General features: G+C 42.8%; 15 protein-coding genes. 12 read left to right on the top strand and 3 right to left on the bottom strand.

Annotated features, from left to right (window positions below; all coding sequences use genetic code 11):
- The first annotated feature begins 227 nt into the window (after positions 1-227).
- Entirely contained in the window at positions 228-2,186 is a 1,959-nt protein-coding gene (gene gyrB / locus GKS34_RS14565) for a DNA topoisomerase (ATP-hydrolyzing) subunit B (RefSeq protein WP_163385661.1), read from the top strand.
- A gap of 113 nt (positions 2,187-2,299) precedes the next feature.
- Positions 2,300-4,426 carry a polyphosphate kinase 1 gene (ppk1, locus tag GKS34_RS14560; protein WP_163385659.1) on the top strand — a complete coding sequence of 709 codons (2,127 nt, stop codon included), beginning with the start codon at positions 2,300-2,302 and terminating at the stop codon, positions 4,424-4,426.
- A 10-nt stretch (positions 4,427-4,436) separates the two neighbouring features.
- On the opposite strand, the gene GKS34_RS14555 is transcribed toward ppk1, so the two are convergent.
- From GKS34_RS14555 to GKS34_RS14545, 3 genes are all read right to left on the bottom strand, one after another.
- Positions 4,437-5,339, bottom strand: a complete 903-nt coding sequence (locus GKS34_RS14555) for a Ppx/GppA phosphatase family protein (RefSeq protein ID WP_163385657.1) — start codon at positions 5,337-5,339, stop codon at positions 4,437-4,439.
- A gap of 142 nt (positions 5,340-5,481) precedes the next feature.
- On the bottom strand, positions 5,482-5,691 hold the full coding sequence (locus GKS34_RS14550; RefSeq protein ID WP_163385655.1) for a hypothetical protein: 210 nt from the start codon (positions 5,689-5,691) through the stop codon (positions 5,482-5,484).
- An 81-nt stretch (positions 5,692-5,772) separates the two neighbouring features.
- A complete protein-coding gene (locus GKS34_RS14545; protein WP_163385653.1) occupies positions 5,773-6,048 on the bottom strand; it encodes a DUF202 domain-containing protein in 276 nt (91 codons plus the stop codon).
- 103 nt (positions 6,049-6,151) lie between these two features.
- Here GKS34_RS14545 and GKS34_RS14540 point away from each other — a divergent pair, with 103 nt between their 5' ends.
- The 10 genes from GKS34_RS14540 to nagA all read left to right on the top strand — a co-directional run.
- Positions 6,152-7,048: a DUF3078 domain-containing protein gene (locus GKS34_RS14540; RefSeq protein ID WP_163385651.1), complete on the top strand. Its 897-nt coding sequence runs from the start codon at positions 6,152-6,154 to the stop codon at positions 7,046-7,048.
- A 202-nt stretch (positions 7,049-7,250) separates the two neighbouring features.
- The gene (locus GKS34_RS14535; protein WP_163385649.1) at positions 7,251-8,630 is read left to right on the top strand and encodes a TIGR00341 family protein; all 1,380 of its coding nucleotides are present in this window, start codon (positions 7,251-7,253) and stop codon (positions 8,628-8,630) included.
- 564 nt (positions 8,631-9,194) lie between these two features.
- Complete coding sequence (locus GKS34_RS14530; protein ID WP_240459309.1) at positions 9,195-10,064, top strand: helix-turn-helix domain-containing protein; 870 nt, start codon at positions 9,195-9,197, stop codon at positions 10,062-10,064.
- A gap of 150 nt (positions 10,065-10,214) precedes the next feature.
- Complete coding sequence (locus GKS34_RS14525; protein ID WP_163385646.1) at positions 10,215-11,597, top strand: glycoside hydrolase family 88 protein; 1,383 nt, start codon at positions 10,215-10,217, stop codon at positions 11,595-11,597.
- Positions 11,594-12,424, top strand: a complete 831-nt coding sequence (locus tag GKS34_RS14520; protein WP_163385644.1) for a sugar phosphate isomerase/epimerase family protein — start codon at positions 11,594-11,596, stop codon at positions 12,422-12,424. Before GKS34_RS14525 ends, GKS34_RS14520 begins: the two co-directional genes overlap by 4 nt.
- Positions 12,425-12,440: 16 nt before the next feature.
- A complete protein-coding gene (locus tag GKS34_RS14515; protein WP_163385642.1) occupies positions 12,441-13,583 on the top strand; it encodes a Gfo/Idh/MocA family protein in 1,143 nt (380 codons plus the stop codon).
- 12 nt (positions 13,584-13,595) lie between these two features.
- Positions 13,596-14,366 (top strand): 3-ketoacyl-ACP reductase, encoded by a 771-nt coding sequence (locus GKS34_RS14510; RefSeq protein WP_163385640.1) that lies wholly within the window; start codon positions 13,596-13,598, stop codon positions 14,364-14,366.
- 115 nt (positions 14,367-14,481) lie between these two features.
- Complete coding sequence (locus GKS34_RS14505) at positions 14,482-14,709, top strand: hypothetical protein (RefSeq protein WP_162340417.1); 228 nt, start codon at positions 14,482-14,484, stop codon at positions 14,707-14,709.
- Positions 14,706-16,127: a sodium:solute symporter family protein gene (locus tag GKS34_RS14500; protein ID WP_163385639.1), complete on the top strand. Its 1,422-nt coding sequence runs from the start codon at positions 14,706-14,708 to the stop codon at positions 16,125-16,127. Before GKS34_RS14505 ends, GKS34_RS14500 begins: the two co-directional genes overlap by 4 nt.
- 21 nt (positions 16,128-16,148) lie before the next feature.
- A partial coding sequence (gene nagA, locus GKS34_RS14495) for an N-acetylglucosamine-6-phosphate deacetylase (protein WP_163385637.1) occupies positions 16,149-17,328 on the top strand: 1,180 nt, incomplete at its 3' end.

Below are 17,328 nucleotides of genomic sequence, written 5' to 3'. Positions count from 1 at the left end.
CAAATTAGTCATCCAGGTTTACTGCCATTATTTGTGTTCACTCCCATCCTTTTGAAATTTAATTTTCCCACGGCGATTGCTTTAATGCGGATTTTGTTTTTAGTTTTAAGCTCAATTTACTTGTATAAAAAGGTATGTGCTCTCGATTTTTTTTCGTAATATTGCAGGTTGATTATTGAATGAAAAAATCGCTTTTTTAATTGAGAAAAGGGCATTTACAATAGGTTATGAGCGAAAAAAAAGAAGGAAATCGGAACGATTATTCGGCCCAAAATATTCAGGTTTTAGAGGGGTTGGAAGCAGTCAGAAAGAGGCCTGCCATGTACATCGGAGACATAGGGGTAAAGGGTCTTCATCATTTAATCTGGGAAGTAGTAGATAATTCCATTGATGAAGCGCTTGCCGGTCATTGCGATTCCATTTTTGTTACCATTGAGGAGGATAATTCCGTAACCGTTATAGATAACGGAAGAGGGATTCCAACCGAGGTCCACACCAAAGAAAATCGCTCGGCTTTAGAGGTTGTGATGACCGTACTTCATGCCGGCGGGAAATTTGACAAAGATACCTACAAAGTTTCCGGAGGGCTTCACGGAGTCGGAGTATCTTGCGTAAATGCACTATCCTCTTCATTGAAAGCCACTGTACACAGGGAAGGAAAAGTTTTTGAGCAGGAATACGTTCGGGGAGTACCGCAATATCAGGTGCGTGAAATAGGAACGACTGAAAGCAGGGGAACGCACATACACTTTAAACCGGATCACGAGATATTTCAAGTGCTTGATTTTAAGTACGAAACGATCGCTACGCGCTTGAGAGAAATGTCTTTTTTGAATGCAGGAATCCGAATTTATTTAAAGGACCTGAGAGAAAAAGAAGAAGATGGAAATTTCCGGTCAGACGAATTCTTTTCTGAGGGGGGCTTGGTTGAATTTGTGGAATACCTGGATGAAAACAAGCAAAAAATCATCGAGTCGCCTATATACATTGAAACCGAAAAGAACGGAGTTCCCGTTCAGGTGGCAATGGGATACAACAATTCCTACACAGAAAACGTAGTTTCCTATGTAAATACCATCAATACCTATGAAGGCGGAACCCATGTATCGGGCTTTAGACGGGCATTGACCCGAACGCTAAAAAGCTATGCCGATAAATCAGGCATGCTGGACAAGGTGAAACTAGAAATTTCTGGAGATGATTTTAGGGAAGGTCTGACGGCGGTAATTTCTGTCAAAGTGGCTGAGCCTCAATTTGAAGGGCAGACCAAAACGAAGTTGGGAAACTCGGATGTAACCGGGGCGGTAGACGGTGCGGTTTCCGAAACCCTTCAATTTTGGTTAGAAGAGCACCCAAAGGAAGCCAAGATCATTGTCGGAAAAGTAGTTCTCGCGGCCCAGGCAAGACATGCCGCCAAAAAAGCCAGGGAAATGGTCCAGCGGAAAAACGTACTTGGTGGAGGAGGGCTACCTGGTAAGCTGGCAGATTGCGCTAATTCGGATCCCACGGTTTGTGAATTGTACTTGGTGGAGGGTGACTCAGCCGGTGGTTCTGCCAAGCAAGGTAGAGACAGGGACTTTCAGGCGATTTTACCATTAAAAGGAAAGATTTTGAACGTGGAGAAAGCCCACGAACATAAGATTTACGATAATGAGGAGATAAAAAACATCCTGACGGCTCTGGGTGTTAAATTTGGGACGGTCAATGATGAAAAAGAGTTGGACCTGTCCCATCTGAGGTACCATAAGATCATCATTATGACGGATGCAGATATAGATGGATCGCACATTCGTACCCTGATACTCACTTTATTTTTTAGGTACATGCGAAACTTAATAGAAAATGGGTACGTGTACATAGCCCTTCCTCCATTGTATTTGCTAAAAAGAGGCAAGGAAGAAAGGTATTGCTGGACGGAAGATGAGCGGAAACGGGTAACCCAGGAATTAGCTCCCGATGGCAAGGTAGATAATGTCGGCATACAACGTTATAAGGGATTAGGAGAAATGAATCCGGAGCAGCTATGGACTACTACCATGGATCCGGAGACGCGAACCTTGAAGCGGGTGACCATTGATTCGGCTGCAGAAGCGGATCATTTGTTCAGCATGCTGATGGGGGATGAGGTAGCCCCACGCAGAGACTTTATTGAAAAGAATGCAAAATACGCAAAAATTGATACCTAATTCGTTTCTGGTTACCTTCTGTCAATAGAAAAGGGGGCGTTTAGCCCTTTTTTTATTCTTCAATTTATTTAGTATCATTGGCTTACTTTTTCCCTTATAAAAATCAACAAATTATGAAGCTTCTCCAACATGATAAAATAGAAGAGACCATTAATAACAGTGAACTTATCAGCCGTGACCTGAGCTGGCTTAAGTTTAACGAACGGGTATTTGACCAGATAAAAAAGGATAAACGCAATATTTTCGAGAAGTTTAAATTTCTCGCCATTGCAGCATCGAATCTAGATGAGTTTTTTATGATTCGGGTAGGCTCTTTGTATAATTACCTGGACTACGACAAGGTACGGATTGATTATTCGGGCTTGAGAGAGGATGATTTCAAAAAGAAATTAATGATTGAGTCCCAGAATTTTCATAAACGACTGCAGCGTCATTTTGTGAAAGAGCTACTTTTTAAAACTCAAGAGGCCGGTTTTATTTTAAGTAATGTACGTAATTTACAAGAGGAGGAGCAAAAAACCATCAAAGAATACTTTTACAAAGCGGTATATCCCATGCTTACCCCTATGGTATTTGACGGGTACCACACCTTTCCCATTTTAATGAACAAGTTACTTATTTTTGGGGTAGTGACCATCGGGCCGGGAGAGAAGAAAGATAATAAGAAGCTGTCGTTTGTTCAGATCCCTTCCAATATCCCTCGTTTCTTCGAGTTGGAAAGAGAGGACATGATGATCTATGTTCCGATAGAAGAAATGATTCGTGAGCATATTGTTTCCCTGTTCAGAAATGTAACCATCGAATCGATAAATTTATTTCGTATTACAAGAAACGGTGACTTTACGCTGGAGGAGAGTGAGGACATGGATACCAATTTTTTGGAAGAAGTAAAAAGAAAGCTAAACGAAAGAAAGACCGGACGGGTGGTCCGTATAGAAATAGAAGAAGGCTACAGTAAGTGGATGGTCAATTTGCTAAAGCAGCGATGGACCCTTAATGATGATAGCATTTTTAAAATTGAGCGAAGGAGCCTAATGGATTTTTCAGGGCTTTGGCAAATCATTGGCAGCAAGCGATTTAAAGATAAAATTCCAGCTACACCACGCCCTGTCCCGCCACTATCCTATCCCGAAGCAGCTTCGGAGGATATTTTCCAGGTTTTGAAACACAAGGATGTGTTACTACACCACCCCTACAATGACATGGAACCCATCTTGGAGTTGTTGGATAAGGCAGCGGACGATCCACATGTGATGGCAATAAAGATGACCATCTACCGGCTTGCTAAAAACTCACGGATTGTAGGAGCCCTGCTTAAAGCCGTAGAGAACGGAAAACACGTCTCCGTTCTTTTCGAAGTCAAAGCCAGATTTGACGAAGAGAATAATATTCGCGAAGCAAAGAAAATGCAAAAGGCGGGTTGCTTTGTCATCTATGGAGTGAGTAATTTTAAGACGCATACCAAATTAATGCTCATCGTCAAAAAGGAAGAAAACAGAGTGACTCGTTACGTTCACGTGGGCTCTGGAAATTATAATGAAGAAACCAGCAGGATTTATACAGATATTGGTTTGCTGACTACTAATGAAATCCTGGCCAATGACGTCTCTGAATTTTTTAATGTTATCACGGGGCATTCTGCTCCCACCAACTATCAAAATTTGATTACCTCTCCCAGAGATATGCGGAACAATTTGATCGAGTTTATCCGAATAGAGGCGGAAAATGCCAGCAAAGGCATCCCCGCTGGAATATTTATCAAAATCAATTCTTTGGAGGATTCCGAATTTATCTTTGCCTTGTACAAGGCTTCACAAGCTGGGGTACGCATTAAGTTGATCGTGCGTGGTATTTGCTGCCTGCGCCCGGGAAGGAAAGGCTTGAGCGAAAATATCGAGGTTATCTCCATTGTGGGGGATTTCCTGGAGCATTCCCGGATTTACCATTTTCATAACAATGAAAACTACCGGACCTATGTTGGAAGTGCGGATGCTATGGTCAGAAGCTTTGATAAAAGGCTTGAATCCCTATTCAAGGTTGAAAACGAATTTTTACAAAAACAGCTGATGAATATTCTTCGGTATAATCTATGGGATAACGAAAATGCCTATGTCATGCAGGAGAATGGTCAATACATTAGTAAGCAACCCCGGGAAGGAGAGGAGCCATTCAATATCCATCAGAAATTTTTCGAATTAACGCCGGATATGATTGAAGACGTAAGACTAATTGACGGATAACCATATCCCTCTATTTAAAGGCCGAAAACGTTGTTTCCTTTCCCCTGTTTTTCTCGAAGAGATCCAAAAGCATGCCATCTTTCAACCCTAAGTCAGGGACTTTGATTTTTTGGATTTTAGCAGCATCCAGGGCAACCAGATATATCTTTGTGGCAGGAATAATCACGTCTGCGCGGTCTTCATTCAGATGAAGTAGGTTTATTCTTTCCTCGCTACTGTGGCTTTCCAGCAGAAGCAGTGTTTCCCTGATTTTTTGAACATCAAGAAAACCGGCTCGTTTCTGAATTCCGGCCAATTCAAATATTTTGTTAATATTTCCACCTGTGCCGATTCCGATAACGGTTTTTTCCAGAGAAAGATGGGTAGAAATGAAGTTTCTTATTTGCCGCAGTATGGGTTCGGGAAGTGCCCGATCCAATGTGCGTACAGATCCTATTTTAAACGACCTGGTAGCGACTTTTCCGCCTTTCTTAAATACATTCAATTCTGTACTTCCTCCTCCCACATCTATATGTAGGTACGTCTTATGGTCGATGTGATTTCTCAACGACTTGTTAATTAGCGCTGCTTCTGTATTCCCGTCAATAATTCTGATTTTTAATCCTAATTGGCTTCGAACTTCTTTAACGATTTCTTTTCCATTTTCTGATTCCCGCATGGCAGAAGTAGCACAAGCCATGTAATGATCTACTCCGTATAAGTTGAGGAGAATTTTAAAAGCAGTCATTAGCTCCTTAAACTTGGTTTTGTTTTCCTGAGAAATTTCCTTCCTCAAAAACACATCCATTCCCAGTCGCAGTGGGAAACGCAGGTATTCCAGTTTTTTAAAGGTATACTGCCCGCGAAAATAATGGACTTGCGTAACTTGAAGTCGAACGGCGTTCGACCCTATATCTATTGCTGCTAATTTCACTTATTGAGGAATAAACAATTTTGGATAGGAACAATTATAAAAAGGAGTTGTTTGATCGGGTTTTTGATTCCCGAGCAAACAACTCCTTCTTCCTTACCCGTATTGGGGTAACGAGGCATTTTTTTTATAAGGTACTGGGTAGCTATTTTTTTCTACCTACTGCCAGCAGAACAAAACCCGCAATTACCGCGATTCCACCAGCGTAGGGCGGCCAGTTAAGCGATTCTTCACTTTCTGCGTTTACTTCCAGCGGTCCTGCATCAATTACCGTTTCTTCCGTGGTATAGGAAATTCCGGTGACTAGAAACATAACGATACCCGCTACAATAAGAATAATTCCTAATATTTTCATGGTTATAAAAATTTGGTTCTATGTCGTATGCTGCAAATAACCTACCAAATTTATGTATTAACTGCAGGCCACTTAAGAAAATCACATTTTTTCATATTTCCCCTTATTCAATTTCCTTTTTAATCTAAAGAAATTTATAAATCCAAGGATTAATAATACCAAACTAATCAGGAATGAAAAATACCCCAGCTCTTTCACATTTTCCAGGTCATTTACTTTTATCAAGGCGGTTCCGCTGACGATAAAATATAAGCTCGTTCGGATATAGGACAAAAGCGTACGGTCATTTGCTAATTTGGTTCGCTGCCTGGCCAGAAAATCCCGGACTATGAGTGTTTCTTCTGTTTTATTTTCCATAAACTTGCGGATTATTTATGATTGAAAGCACAAATTTAAAGGTATATCTTTGAAACATTTGTACAAATTGTCACTTTAAACTTTAAATCCAAATAAATTTTCAATGAAAATCTATCTATTTAGTTTATTCGCATCGGTTTTATCGTGCCATGTATTAGTAGCGCAGGAAGTAGAAACTCCTGCAGCTGAAAATGACACCACCTTCTGGCAATCCGAATTCAGTGCCGGCCTTAATTTCAATCAGGCCGGATTTAGTAGCAACTGGAAGGCGGGGGGCGTCAATTCCGTTGCTTTCGGAAGTTTGGTTGCCGGAAAGGCAGCCTATAGAAAGGAAAAATTCTCCTGGGATAATGAATTGGAATTATTGTTTGGAATTGTCCGTAATGAGGGAGAGGAAACACGAAAGTCCAATGACCGGATTTTTCTGGATTCAAAATTGGGTTACCAATTGTCTGAAAGGTGGTCGGCGTATTTTTCCGCTAACTACCTTACCCAGTTTGCTGAGGGTTATACTTTTAACGATGATGGAACCAAATCTTTGATCTCAAAATTTATGGCTCCAGGTTTCCTGACCTCATCCCTGGGGATGGAATACAAACCCAATGAAACCTTTTTTGTACGGATAGGACCCCTGTCCCCCCGTTTTACTTTTGTAACTGATTCAGAAATTATTGACAATGTACCGTCAAATTACGGCGTACCAGCTGGGGAGACTGTTAGAATTGAATGGTTAGCTATGCAAGTTTTTGCAAGCTTGGATAAGAATTTGTCCGAAAATTTGAATCTTAAAACCCGCTATGCGCTGTTTGCCAATTACGAAACGCTAGCATTTGACTCCATCGATCACCGGCTAGACCTGACTCTGACAGCTAAGATTACAAACATCATTAATGTCACCTTTACGGGAATTTCGATATATGACCTCGACCAGGATCCAGGTGTACAGGTTAGTCAGGCATTGGCATTGGGCATTCTGTACAAAGTGGGTAGTAAAAAATAAATTATTGTTCACTTTTTTTCCAGGAAATTTTGATTTCAGTCAGTTATTATTAATTTTGTTTGTATTATGGTAGTTAAATAATAGTTGGTTTAGTTTTCAAAATAAAAAACAGGAGAATTTCTCCTGTTTTTTTGTTTCCGCTAAATTTTTTCCAGTAAATGGTTTTTTAGATAACTTGTAGGGGTTTCTTTTAACGAATCTGATGAAAAACGACCGACAGCAGCTAAACGCATTGTCAGAAAAAATAGCGGGGATTCTGACATTTATCCGCGACAGATTTGATCTTCATGAAGGCAAAGAAGATGAAATTGAGACGATCGAATACATACGAAAAAATGTAGAATTCAGGGGAGCTAATCTTTGGATTCTGATATTTGCCATATTGGTGGCTTCGGTAGGTTTAAATGTCAATTCTACCGCTGTAATCATAGGAGCCATGCTAATATCTCCTTTAATGGGACCCATCATGGGTATCGGTATGGCGGCGGGTATCAATGATTTTGAGTTGTTAAAAAAATCCATGAAGAATCTGGGGATTGCTGTTTTGATCAGTATCATGACCTCTACGCTGTATTTCTCATTTACCCCGCTAAACGATGCCCAGTCTGAATTACTTGCCAGAACAGAGCCAACCATTTGGGATGTTCTGATCGCTCTTTTTGGTGGATTGGCAGGAATTATAGCTGGCTCAAGAAAAGAAAAAAGTAATGCCATTCCGGGAGTAGCCATCGCCACTGCCCTGATGCCTCCTTTGTGTACTGCAGGATATGGATTGGCCACATGGAATATCTATTATTTTTTAGGGGCGTTTTACCTGTTTTTTATAAATTCCGTATTTATCAGTTTGTCCACTTACCTTATTGTTCGGTTTATGGGCTTTCCTAAAAAGGAATTTATAGATAGCCAAAGGGAAAGGCGGGTGCGCAATTACATTAGTATATTCATCATTATTACCATTGTGCCCAGTATTTACCTGGCTTATAACATTGTTAAAAGAACACTATGGGAGAAGTCGGCCAAAGAGTTTGTTCAGGCAGAATTTGATTTTCCGAGCACGCAAATTATCACCAGCAACTTCCAATACGAACCCGATAGCAGCATTATTGAGCTGGCGTTGGTGGGCAAGCGAATAGGGGAGGAGGAAATATCCATGATTCAAAAAAAGACAAAAACGTTTAAATTAAATAAAACGTATTTGTTGGTCAAACAGAGCGGGGATTCCGGAATGGATATCAATATGCTGCGCTCAGACGTGCTAAAAGATCTTTACGAGCGAAATGAAGCCATGATTCAGGGTAAGGACCAAAAAATTGCGTTCTTAGAAAGAGAGGTGGCAAAATACGCGGCTTCTACGGGTATGGTGGCGGATCTGGCGCGAGAAGCCAAAATACACCATGAAGACCTCATAGCCTTCTCAATAAACCGATCTGTGGTCGCTAATCTAACGGAAAACAGGCAGGATACGGTTCTGATCGCAGTTGCTACATTTTCCAATACTCCGGAAAAACAGGAAACGGATCGTCTCAGATCCTGGTTGAAGGTTCGGACCAAAGCAGACTCAATATCCCTTATACTGGATTGATTCCGGAGGAACATCTGCGGGAAGTATTCATGAGGACTTTCAGGCCCGCTGGCGCATTTTACAAATTAGGTTTTCTGAATTGGAAATTTGGGTAAGGACGGTAACCCGTCAGGCATAAAATCAAAAAAGCTATGAAACAATGTCTCATAGCTTTAGTCAATTAACAATAAACCCAAAATAACCTGCTGTAGGAGAAGGACTCGAACCTCCACGGGGCAGTTAGGCAAAATACGAGCTCGCTATTTGCTTTTTACTGGACTCCCCACCCCCGAGACAGGAGGGTATGTCTGCCAATTTCATCATCCTACATTGTAAAAAGACCCTTTGTCTTTATTTGATATTTCAAAGGTAATACATTGAGCTATAATTTGAAAATAATATAAAAAATATTTTAAAAAATTACATTATAAATAAATTTACAAGCATAAAATTTTAATATCTATAATATTTTCGGTTTCAACGAGTATCTGTTTGACGAATTGTAAATGGGTTTTTTTCCATTTTTCCTTATCTTGGGCCCCAATGCCACAAACGTCTATAGGAGAGCCGATAAAAACCTATGAAATGCCGAAGATAACCAACCCGCGGGCATTTCAAATTTATGAAGTACAGGGAAAGACGATTCAGAATAGCACCTACCCCCATGAAACGAATCGACCTCACCGCCATAAATACTATGAAATCTGTGTCTTTATTACCGGGGCAGGGAAACATGAAATAGACTTTGAATCACACCCGATTCATTCCAATAGTGTGCACTTTCTTTCTCCGGGGCAAATCCATCTGATAAGCCGCGAAAATGACTACCATGGTTACCTAATGGTCTTTTCAAGAGAATTTTATGGGGTAGAGGCCGGTCAGGAAGATATCCTATTTGCATTGCCTTTTTTCAATAATCCTACCCTCGTACCCATCCTTAATCTTCGCAGGGATGATTTTGAGGAGCTTTTGCATTTGATAGTTTCTATAAGAAAAGAATACCTGCGGTGGGATGGATTTACGTCGGAGATTCTCCGCCATTTTTTGCAAATCTTCCTGATTAAATGCAAACAGTATTATTTGCGGTACTTCGCAGATAAAAACAAAACATTGGATCCTCATTTTGCTTTTGTACAGCAATTCAACGCGCTTGTAGAACAGCGATTTCGACAGGTACATCAGGTGCAAGACTATGCCTCCATGATGGCCATGTCTCCATCAGTTTTAAATAAATATGTCAAAAATATCACCGGCTTCACTGCCGGTGAGGTGATCCTTGACCGGCTTATGCTCCAGGCAAAGCGGTACCTGATTTATACTGATCTTTCCAACAAGGAGATTGCTTATCAGCTTAATTACCAGGATCCATCCTATTTCAGTCGAATTTTTAAAAGGAAAACGGGGAAAACCCCATCGGACTTCAGGAAGTCTGAGAACGAAAAGTACCAGCTTTAACTTAAAAAATACCTTTATAATGATGATATATAGAGGTAGCTTTATCCTTTAAAATAAAAAGTGCAAGATTCAATACACCATTTCCGATTTAAATTTTGAATTTGACATCCAGATGACATTATCCCAAACAAATTTAAACCCATAAAAATAATGATAGCAATAGATTCTGAAATTCAAGCCCAAGACCTGAAAAAGAGCTTGGGGCGGTTTTGGCAGCTTTCTGCTGAAAAAATCAAATCGATTGAAAAAGAATACCCTCAAAATCAGGGTTCACCGGTATTTACTGTAAATGGAAAATACACGACCCGGGGATGGACAGAATGGACCCAAGGCTTTCAATTTGGCTCTTCCATCTTGCAGTTCGATGCTACCGGGGACATGGATTTTTTGGACAAAGGTAAAATGAAGACCCTGCAACTGATGGCTCCGCATATCAGTCATACCGGAGTACATGACCATGGATTTAATAATGTGAGTACCTATGGCAATCTCCTGCGGTTAATGGTGGAAGAAAAAATTCCCTATAACGAATGGGAGAAGAATTTCTATGAATTAGCCCTTAAAATCTCTGGCGCAGTACAAGCCAGTCGATGGACCCCTATTAAGGATGGAGGATTTATTCATTCGTTTAACGGGCCACATTCTCTTTTTGTAGATACCATCCGGACCGTACGGATTCTGATGCTTAGCTATAGTTTGGGACATGTGTTGCAGGAAGAAAATGACAAAAAAGTGAATTTACTTGTCCGGGGCCTTCAACATGCCAAAGCCACGGCCGATTATTCAGTGTATTACGGAGAAGGCAGGGACAGGTACGATGTATGGGGACGTACAGCTCATGAAAGTGTCTTCAATACGCGAGATGGTAATTACCGCTGTCCCAATGCCCAGCAGGGATATACTGGGTTTTCTACCTGGACCAGGGGATTGGCCTGGGCTATGTGTGGCTTTGCCGAGGAGTTGGAATATATTGACAACTTATCCGATGATTCTTTGAAGGCATATGGCTCACCAGTTGAAATTGAGGCATTTTTACTAAAGGCTGCCACAGCCAGTTGTGATTTCTATATTGACCATACGCCAATAGACGGCGTTCCGTATTGGGATACAGGTGCTCCAAACCTGCATAAATTGGGTGACTACCTTTCAAATCCGGCCGATCCCTACAATGCTTATGAGCCTGTAGATAGTACTGCGGCAGCTATAGGCGCCCAGGGATTGCTGCGATTGGGTCATTACTTGCAGCGAAAAGGACAAACGGAAAAAGCTAAAAAATACTGGCAGGCAGGGCTCACCGTCCTCCGCACCTTGCTGGAAGAGCCTTACTTAAGTACGGACAAAAATCATCAGGGTATTTTGTTGCATTCCATTTATCATCAGCCCAATGGTTGGGACAATGTGCCCAAAGGACAGAAAATTGCCTGCAACGAGTCCAGTATGTGGGGTGATTATCACGCACGGGAACTAGCCTTGTATGTCCAGCGGATCATTGATAAGGACCCTTATTACACGTTCTTTAACTGTCTATCATGAGTATAAAACCCATCAAAGATCTAAGCAAGCTTTGCGTTCATACCATCACTACCAAACACTGGAGTCTGGAAGAAGCGGCGGAGAATTATGAAATGGCCGGAGTCAAAGGGATTTCTGTATGGAGACAATATTTAGGTGGCCGGGATATAGCGGCTGCCGGCGATCGGCTCCGAAGTCATGGGTTGGAGATTGTTTCTCTGGTGAGAGGAGGGTTCTTTCCTTCAGTTTCAGAAAAGGACCGCGATATGGCCATCCAGGATAATCTCAAAGCAATCGATGAAGCGGCAGCGCTGGGCGCCCCCATGATCGTTTTGGTTTGTGGAGCAGATCCGGGACAATCTTTGGAAATTTCCAGAAAGCAGATCCGGGAGGGAATTGAAAAAGTATTGCCACATGCCATGCAAAATGGAGTCAAACTGGCCATTGAACCCTTGCATCCGATGTATGCAGACACCCGTTCGGCGGTCAATACCTTGCGTCAGGCCAATGAAATGGCGGAGGCGATTGGTTCTGACCATGTAGGTGTGGCAGCGGACGTGTACCATTTATGGTGGGATCCGGACCTCAAAGAGGAGCTTTTTCGCTGCGGCAGCCACGGAAACCTTTTTGCTTTTCATATTTGTGACTGGATGAGTCCGACGGTAGACTTTCTCAATGATCGTGGATTGATGGGAGAGGGCTGTATCGATATCCCTACGATTCGTGGATGGGCTGAAGAGGCAGGTTTTTCCGGATTTAATGAAGTGGAAATCTTTTCGGACCGTCACTGGGCCCGAGACCAAAAGGAGTTTTTAAGCGAAATTGTAAAAAGTTATTATCATTGCTAGTAAAATAGGATTACATATGGAACATAAAGTAGGAATTATCATGAATGGTGTCACCGGCAGGATGGGCACCAACCAGCATTTGATGCGAAGCATCGTTGAAATTATCAAGCAAGGTGGCGTAAAACTTGCAAATGGGGATACCATCATGCCCGACCCGGTTTTGGTGGGGAGAAATGAGGCCAAGTTGCAGGCCCTCAGCAAAAAGTCCGGTGTGGAAAAATATACTACCGATTTGGATGCGGTCATGCAGGATTCGCAGTACAGTATTTATTTTGATGCTCAGACTACCGGCCGCAGAGCCGATGCAGTCAAACAAGCCGTGAAGGCCGGAAAACACGTCTACTGCGAAAAACCGGTAGCAGTGGATACCGCCACTGCGCTGGAGCTTTATGATATTTGTAATAAAGCCGGAGTAAAAAATGGAGTCGTCCAGGATAAACTATGGTTGCCCGGTCTTAGGAAATTAAAGCGTCTGATTGAAAATGATTTTTTTGGTGAGATCCTTTCTGTAAGAGGGGAGTTTGGATACTGGGTCTTTGAAGGACACACGGTACCCGCGCAGAGACCGTCTTGGAACTACCGGAAAGAAGACGATGGAGGCATCATCGTAGACATGCTTTGCCACTGGCGTTATGTGTTAGACAATATATTTGGAAAGGTAAAAGCCGTATCTTGTACCGGAGCTACGCATATCAAGGAACGGGTAGACGAACAGGGAAAACCCTATACATGTACCGCAGATGATGCCGCATACGCCACCTTTGAATTGGAAGGAGATATCATCGCCCATTTCAACTCCTCCTGGACGGTACGTGTCAGGAGAGATGATTTGTTGACGGTTCAGGTGGATGGCACCAAGGGATCGGCAGTAGCCGGGCTTAGGGAATGCTACATTCAACATTATGGCAACACCCCCAAGCCCGTATGGAACCCGGATATCGTTCAGCCAATTGACTTTTATGAAGGATGGTCTAAAGTTCCAGAACAGGAACCCATGGACAATGCTTTCAAAGTGCAATGGGAGTTGTTTTTAAAACACGTTGTTGCCGATGAACCCTTTCCCTGGGATATGAAAGCAGGTGCAAGGGGCGTGCAGTTGGCAGAGAAAGGCCTTGAAAGTTGGGCGAAAAGAGCCTGGGTCGACATTCCTGAACTTTAAGATTTGATGACTATGAAAAATGTAGCACTGATTACCGGTGGTTCAAGAGGTATCGGTCTGGGGATTGCCAGGTGTCTTGCAAAAGAAGGATTTGATCTGGCTATTAACGGCATGCGAAAGGAAGAAGATACTGCAGACAGCCTGGATGAGTTAAGGGCGTTGGGGGCAGAAGTACTGTATTGCAGAGGAGATGTAGGAAGTGCTGCAGACAGGCAGGGGATTATCGATGCCATTGATAGTCATTATGGCCGTCTGCATGTCTTGGTAAATAATGCCGGTGTGGCCCCTAAAGAGAGAAAAGACATTCTAGAGGCTTCCGAAGAAAGTTTTGACTATGTCTTGAAAACGAATTTGCATTCAGCCTATTTTCTTTCGCAGTTAGCTGCTAACCGGATGATTTCTCAGAAAAAGGAGAAGCCCGACTTCAAAGGCGCTATCATTAATGTTTCTTCTATTTCTGCCACGGTGGCCTCTGTTAATCGGGGAGAATATTGTGTAGCTAAGGCCGGTATGAGTATGGCTACCCAGCTCTTTGCCGTGAGGCTTGGAGAATTCAATATTCCGGTATTTGAAGTCCGACCGGGAATCATAGCAACCGATATGACCTCCGGTGTTCAAGAAAAATATGACAAACTTCTTGGCGAAGGGCTTTGTGTGCAGGCCAGGTGGGGCCTACCAGAGGATGTTGGTCTGGCTGTAGCTGCGCTGGCCAAAGGTGATTTTCCTTATTCAACAGGCCAGGTGATTATGGTTGACGGTGGATTGACCATCCCCAGATTATAAAAAGAGGGTAATTGGTACGAACTTTATTTCTGCCAGTTGCCTGTTTTAATAAATTTTTGTTCAATTTCGGTCAACAATTGTATATTGTCAATTAAATGACCTAAACCCAATTCAAATGGAAAAAAAGAGACTCTATTGGAAAATATGTTGTATCGCCGCGATTTTCCTTTGCATCCTAACCTTTACCCCTTTGGTCATACCGCAGGGAATTGCTACGCCGGAATTAGCAGGTGTACCCTACAGTTTATGGACCAGTTTTATTATCACGGTACTTTTGGTTGTCCTCACCTACATCGGAACGCGGGTACATCCAGGTATGCAAAATGAGGAGGAAGACGTATGATATTCTGGGTATGGGTATTTGGCCTCATATATGCAGGCCTTTTGGTTTTCGCTTCTTTAAAATCCTATAAGAAAAACAGGTCCTCCGAAGAGTTTATGATGGCGGGATCCAATATTGGACTGACACTTGGTGTGCTGACCTTTGCGGCGGCGCTTTTCAGTACCTTTACTTTTTTAGGTATGCCGGATTTTTTCCGGATTAATGGCGTAGGGGCTTGGATATTTCTAGCCGTATCCGATGGAGCCATGGTGTTTTTGCTCCTGTGGTTCGGCTTTCATATACGGAACAAGGTCAAAGGCATGGAGTTCAGAGGTGTTTCCGGGCTAATCAGCAGGTGCTACGAAAACAAGCTTGCTGGATATGTTTTTTTTCTCAGTGCGTTTCTATTTCTTATTCCTTACGTAGGAATTCAGATCCAAGGCATTGCCATTTTTATGGATGCGGCTTTTCCCGGGTCCTTTCCGGCCTGGGGTTGGTCAGCAGGCATCGTATTGATTATGTTGATATACAGTGAAATTGGAGGGTTGAAGGCAATCATTTTCAGTGACGCCATTCAGGGACTGCTCTTATTGGTCGTCATCTGGATTATCGGCTGGTCTTGTCTTAATCATTTTGGCGGAATCGGTCCTATGTTCGATAAAATTGGCACCGTACGAGAAGACTTGTTATCCACTCCCGGACCGCAAGGGCTTTTGACTCCTCAATTTTTGATTGCTTCCCTGATAGCTATTTTGATGATTCCCGTTACCCAGCCTCAGTTTACTACCCGGATTGTGGTTATGAAAAGCATGAAGACCATGCAGCTTATGGCGGTTTCCCTGGGTGCTTTTGCCATCCTGGTTATTTTGCCTACCATTTTCATAGGGATGTATGGGGCTGATTTGTATTCTGAGTATGGAAGGGACGAATTCTTTGCGAATGCCTTTCTCTATGATCAACCGGATGCTGTTGCGGCCCTAGCGATCATAGGTTTGATTGCGGCAGGATTGTCCACTACCAATGCCCAAATATTTGCATTGGGCTCGGAACTTAGGGGCTTGTTGCGTGGCAGTGAAAATAGCATTATGCGGAATACAAAGATTGGCATTTTTGTTTTTTCCATCATCGCTTTCTTTTTTTCCATTATCGTCTTTGACCAGTTGGTGTTACTGGCCAGGGTAAGTTTTGCAGGTACCGGAATTATGGGCCCCATGATTATTCTGGGTATCCTCAGTGATCGAAAAGTTTCCCCGGCAATTATCTATCTGTCTCTGGCCGGATTACTTGTTTTCCTAAGTTCGCTGGCTGGTTTTATCCCCGACATGTATTTTGGGTTAAGACTGGATTTGTTACTGTTCATTATCCTTGGTTTGGTGGCCGTCATCAGTCATCTTACCGGTAAAAAATTGCAGTTGATTTCTCCGAAGAAAGACCAATAAATTGATATTGAAACAAACCTGATGGAAACCGGATTCCTACAGATAATCAATGGTAATGTAATTACTCCATTTGAAATACGCTACAATGCATCCGTCCTGATAAAAGACGGGTGCATTGAGGGTATTTTTGGTGACAACAGATCGCTACCTGAAGTTGATACGATCGATGCCCGGGGGAGGTATGTTTCGCCGGGTTTCATCGACTTGCACGTGCATGGTGGAGGAGGGCATGATTTTATGGACGGAGACCTGGAAGGTTTTTTAGAAATAGCCCGCATGCATGCCCGGCACGGGACCACAGCGATGGTACCGACTTCGCTAACCAGCACCCGGGAGCAGTTATTGGAATTGCTTAAGATCTATGAGAAGGCAAAGCAGGCAAATGATCGGGGGGCTGTGTTTTTAGGCATGCACCTGGAAGGTCCCTACTTTGCGATGAACCAACGCGGTGCCCAGGATCCGCGATACATTCGGGATCCCGATCCGGCAGAGTACGAAGAGATTTTGGCGCATTCCCACCTCATTGCCCGATGGAGTGCGGCTCCGGAAAGAAAGGGAGCGCTGGAATTCGGAAGAAGGTTACGTGAAAAAGGTGTTTTGGCAGCCATGGCACATACAGATGCCGTTTACGAGGAAGTTCTTGCTGCCATCGAAGCAGGATACACCCTTTCAACGCATTTGTATTCCGGTATGTCTGGAGTTACCCGAAGAAATGCCTTTCGGTACGCGGGGGTGATTGAAAGCAGCCTGCTTCTGGATGCGTTGGACGTAGAAATTATCGCAGACGGAATCCACCTTCCTGCTCCTTTATTAAAACTTATTTATAAAGTAAAGGGTCCTGAAAAGATTGCTTTGATTACTGATGCCATGCGGGGTGCAGGTATGCCGGAAGGAGAGAGCATGCTGGGGCACAAAGAAGGCGGATTGAAGGTGATTATAGAAGATGATGTGGCCAAATTACCAGATCGAAGTTCCTTTGCCGGAAGTGTAGCTACGGCGGACCGATTGGTCCGAACCATGCTTCAAAAAGCAGACGTATCGTTGTTGGAAGCTGTAAAAATGATAAGTCAAACGCCTGCGCGCATTATGGGAATTGACAATAAAAAAGGCGCCATTCAGGAAGGAATGGACGCCGATTTACTTTTGTTTGATTCCAATATTACGATAAGTATGACCATGGTGGAGGGAAAAATAATCCACC

Source organism: Cyclobacterium jeungdonense (assembly GCF_010994275.1).
GTDB classification, from domain to species: Bacteria; Bacteroidota; Bacteroidia; order Cytophagales; family Cyclobacteriaceae; genus Cyclobacterium; species Cyclobacterium jeungdonense.
The sequence above is the reverse complement of the archived record's forward strand: the minus strand, read 5'-3'. Positions and strand labels throughout refer to the sequence as shown.

Coding starts and splice junctions, on each gene's coding strand:
- gyrB (WP_163385661.1), top strand. CDS start 228: ATGAGCGAAAAAAAAGAAGGAAATCGGAACGATTATTCGGCCCAAAAT.
- ppk1 (WP_163385659.1), top strand. CDS start 2,300: ATGAAGCTTCTCCAACATGATAAAATAGAAGAGACCATTAATAACAGT.
- GKS34_RS14550 (WP_163385655.1), bottom strand. CDS start 5,691: ATGAAAATATTAGGAATTATTCTTATTGTAGCGGGTATCGTTATGTTT.
- GKS34_RS14545 (WP_163385653.1), bottom strand. CDS start 6,048: ATGGAAAATAAAACAGAAGAAACACTCATAGTCCGGGATTTTCTGGCC.
- GKS34_RS14540 (WP_163385651.1), top strand. CDS start 6,152: ATGAAAATCTATCTATTTAGTTTATTCGCATCGGTTTTATCGTGCCAT.
- GKS34_RS14535 (WP_163385649.1), top strand. CDS start 7,251: ATGAAAAACGACCGACAGCAGCTAAACGCATTGTCAGAAAAAATAGCG.
- GKS34_RS14530 (WP_240459309.1), top strand. CDS start 9,195: ATGCCGAAGATAACCAACCCGCGGGCATTTCAAATTTATGAAGTACAG.
- GKS34_RS14525 (WP_163385646.1), top strand. CDS start 10,215: ATGATAGCAATAGATTCTGAAATTCAAGCCCAAGACCTGAAAAAGAGC.
- GKS34_RS14520 (WP_163385644.1), top strand. CDS start 11,594: ATGAGTATAAAACCCATCAAAGATCTAAGCAAGCTTTGCGTTCATACC.
- GKS34_RS14515 (WP_163385642.1), top strand. CDS start 12,441: ATGGAACATAAAGTAGGAATTATCATGAATGGTGTCACCGGCAGGATG.
- GKS34_RS14510 (WP_163385640.1), top strand. CDS start 13,596: ATGAAAAATGTAGCACTGATTACCGGTGGTTCAAGAGGTATCGGTCTG.
- GKS34_RS14505 (WP_162340417.1), top strand. CDS start 14,482: ATGGAAAAAAAGAGACTCTATTGGAAAATATGTTGTATCGCCGCGATT.
- GKS34_RS14500 (WP_163385639.1), top strand. CDS start 14,706: ATGATATTCTGGGTATGGGTATTTGGCCTCATATATGCAGGCCTTTTG.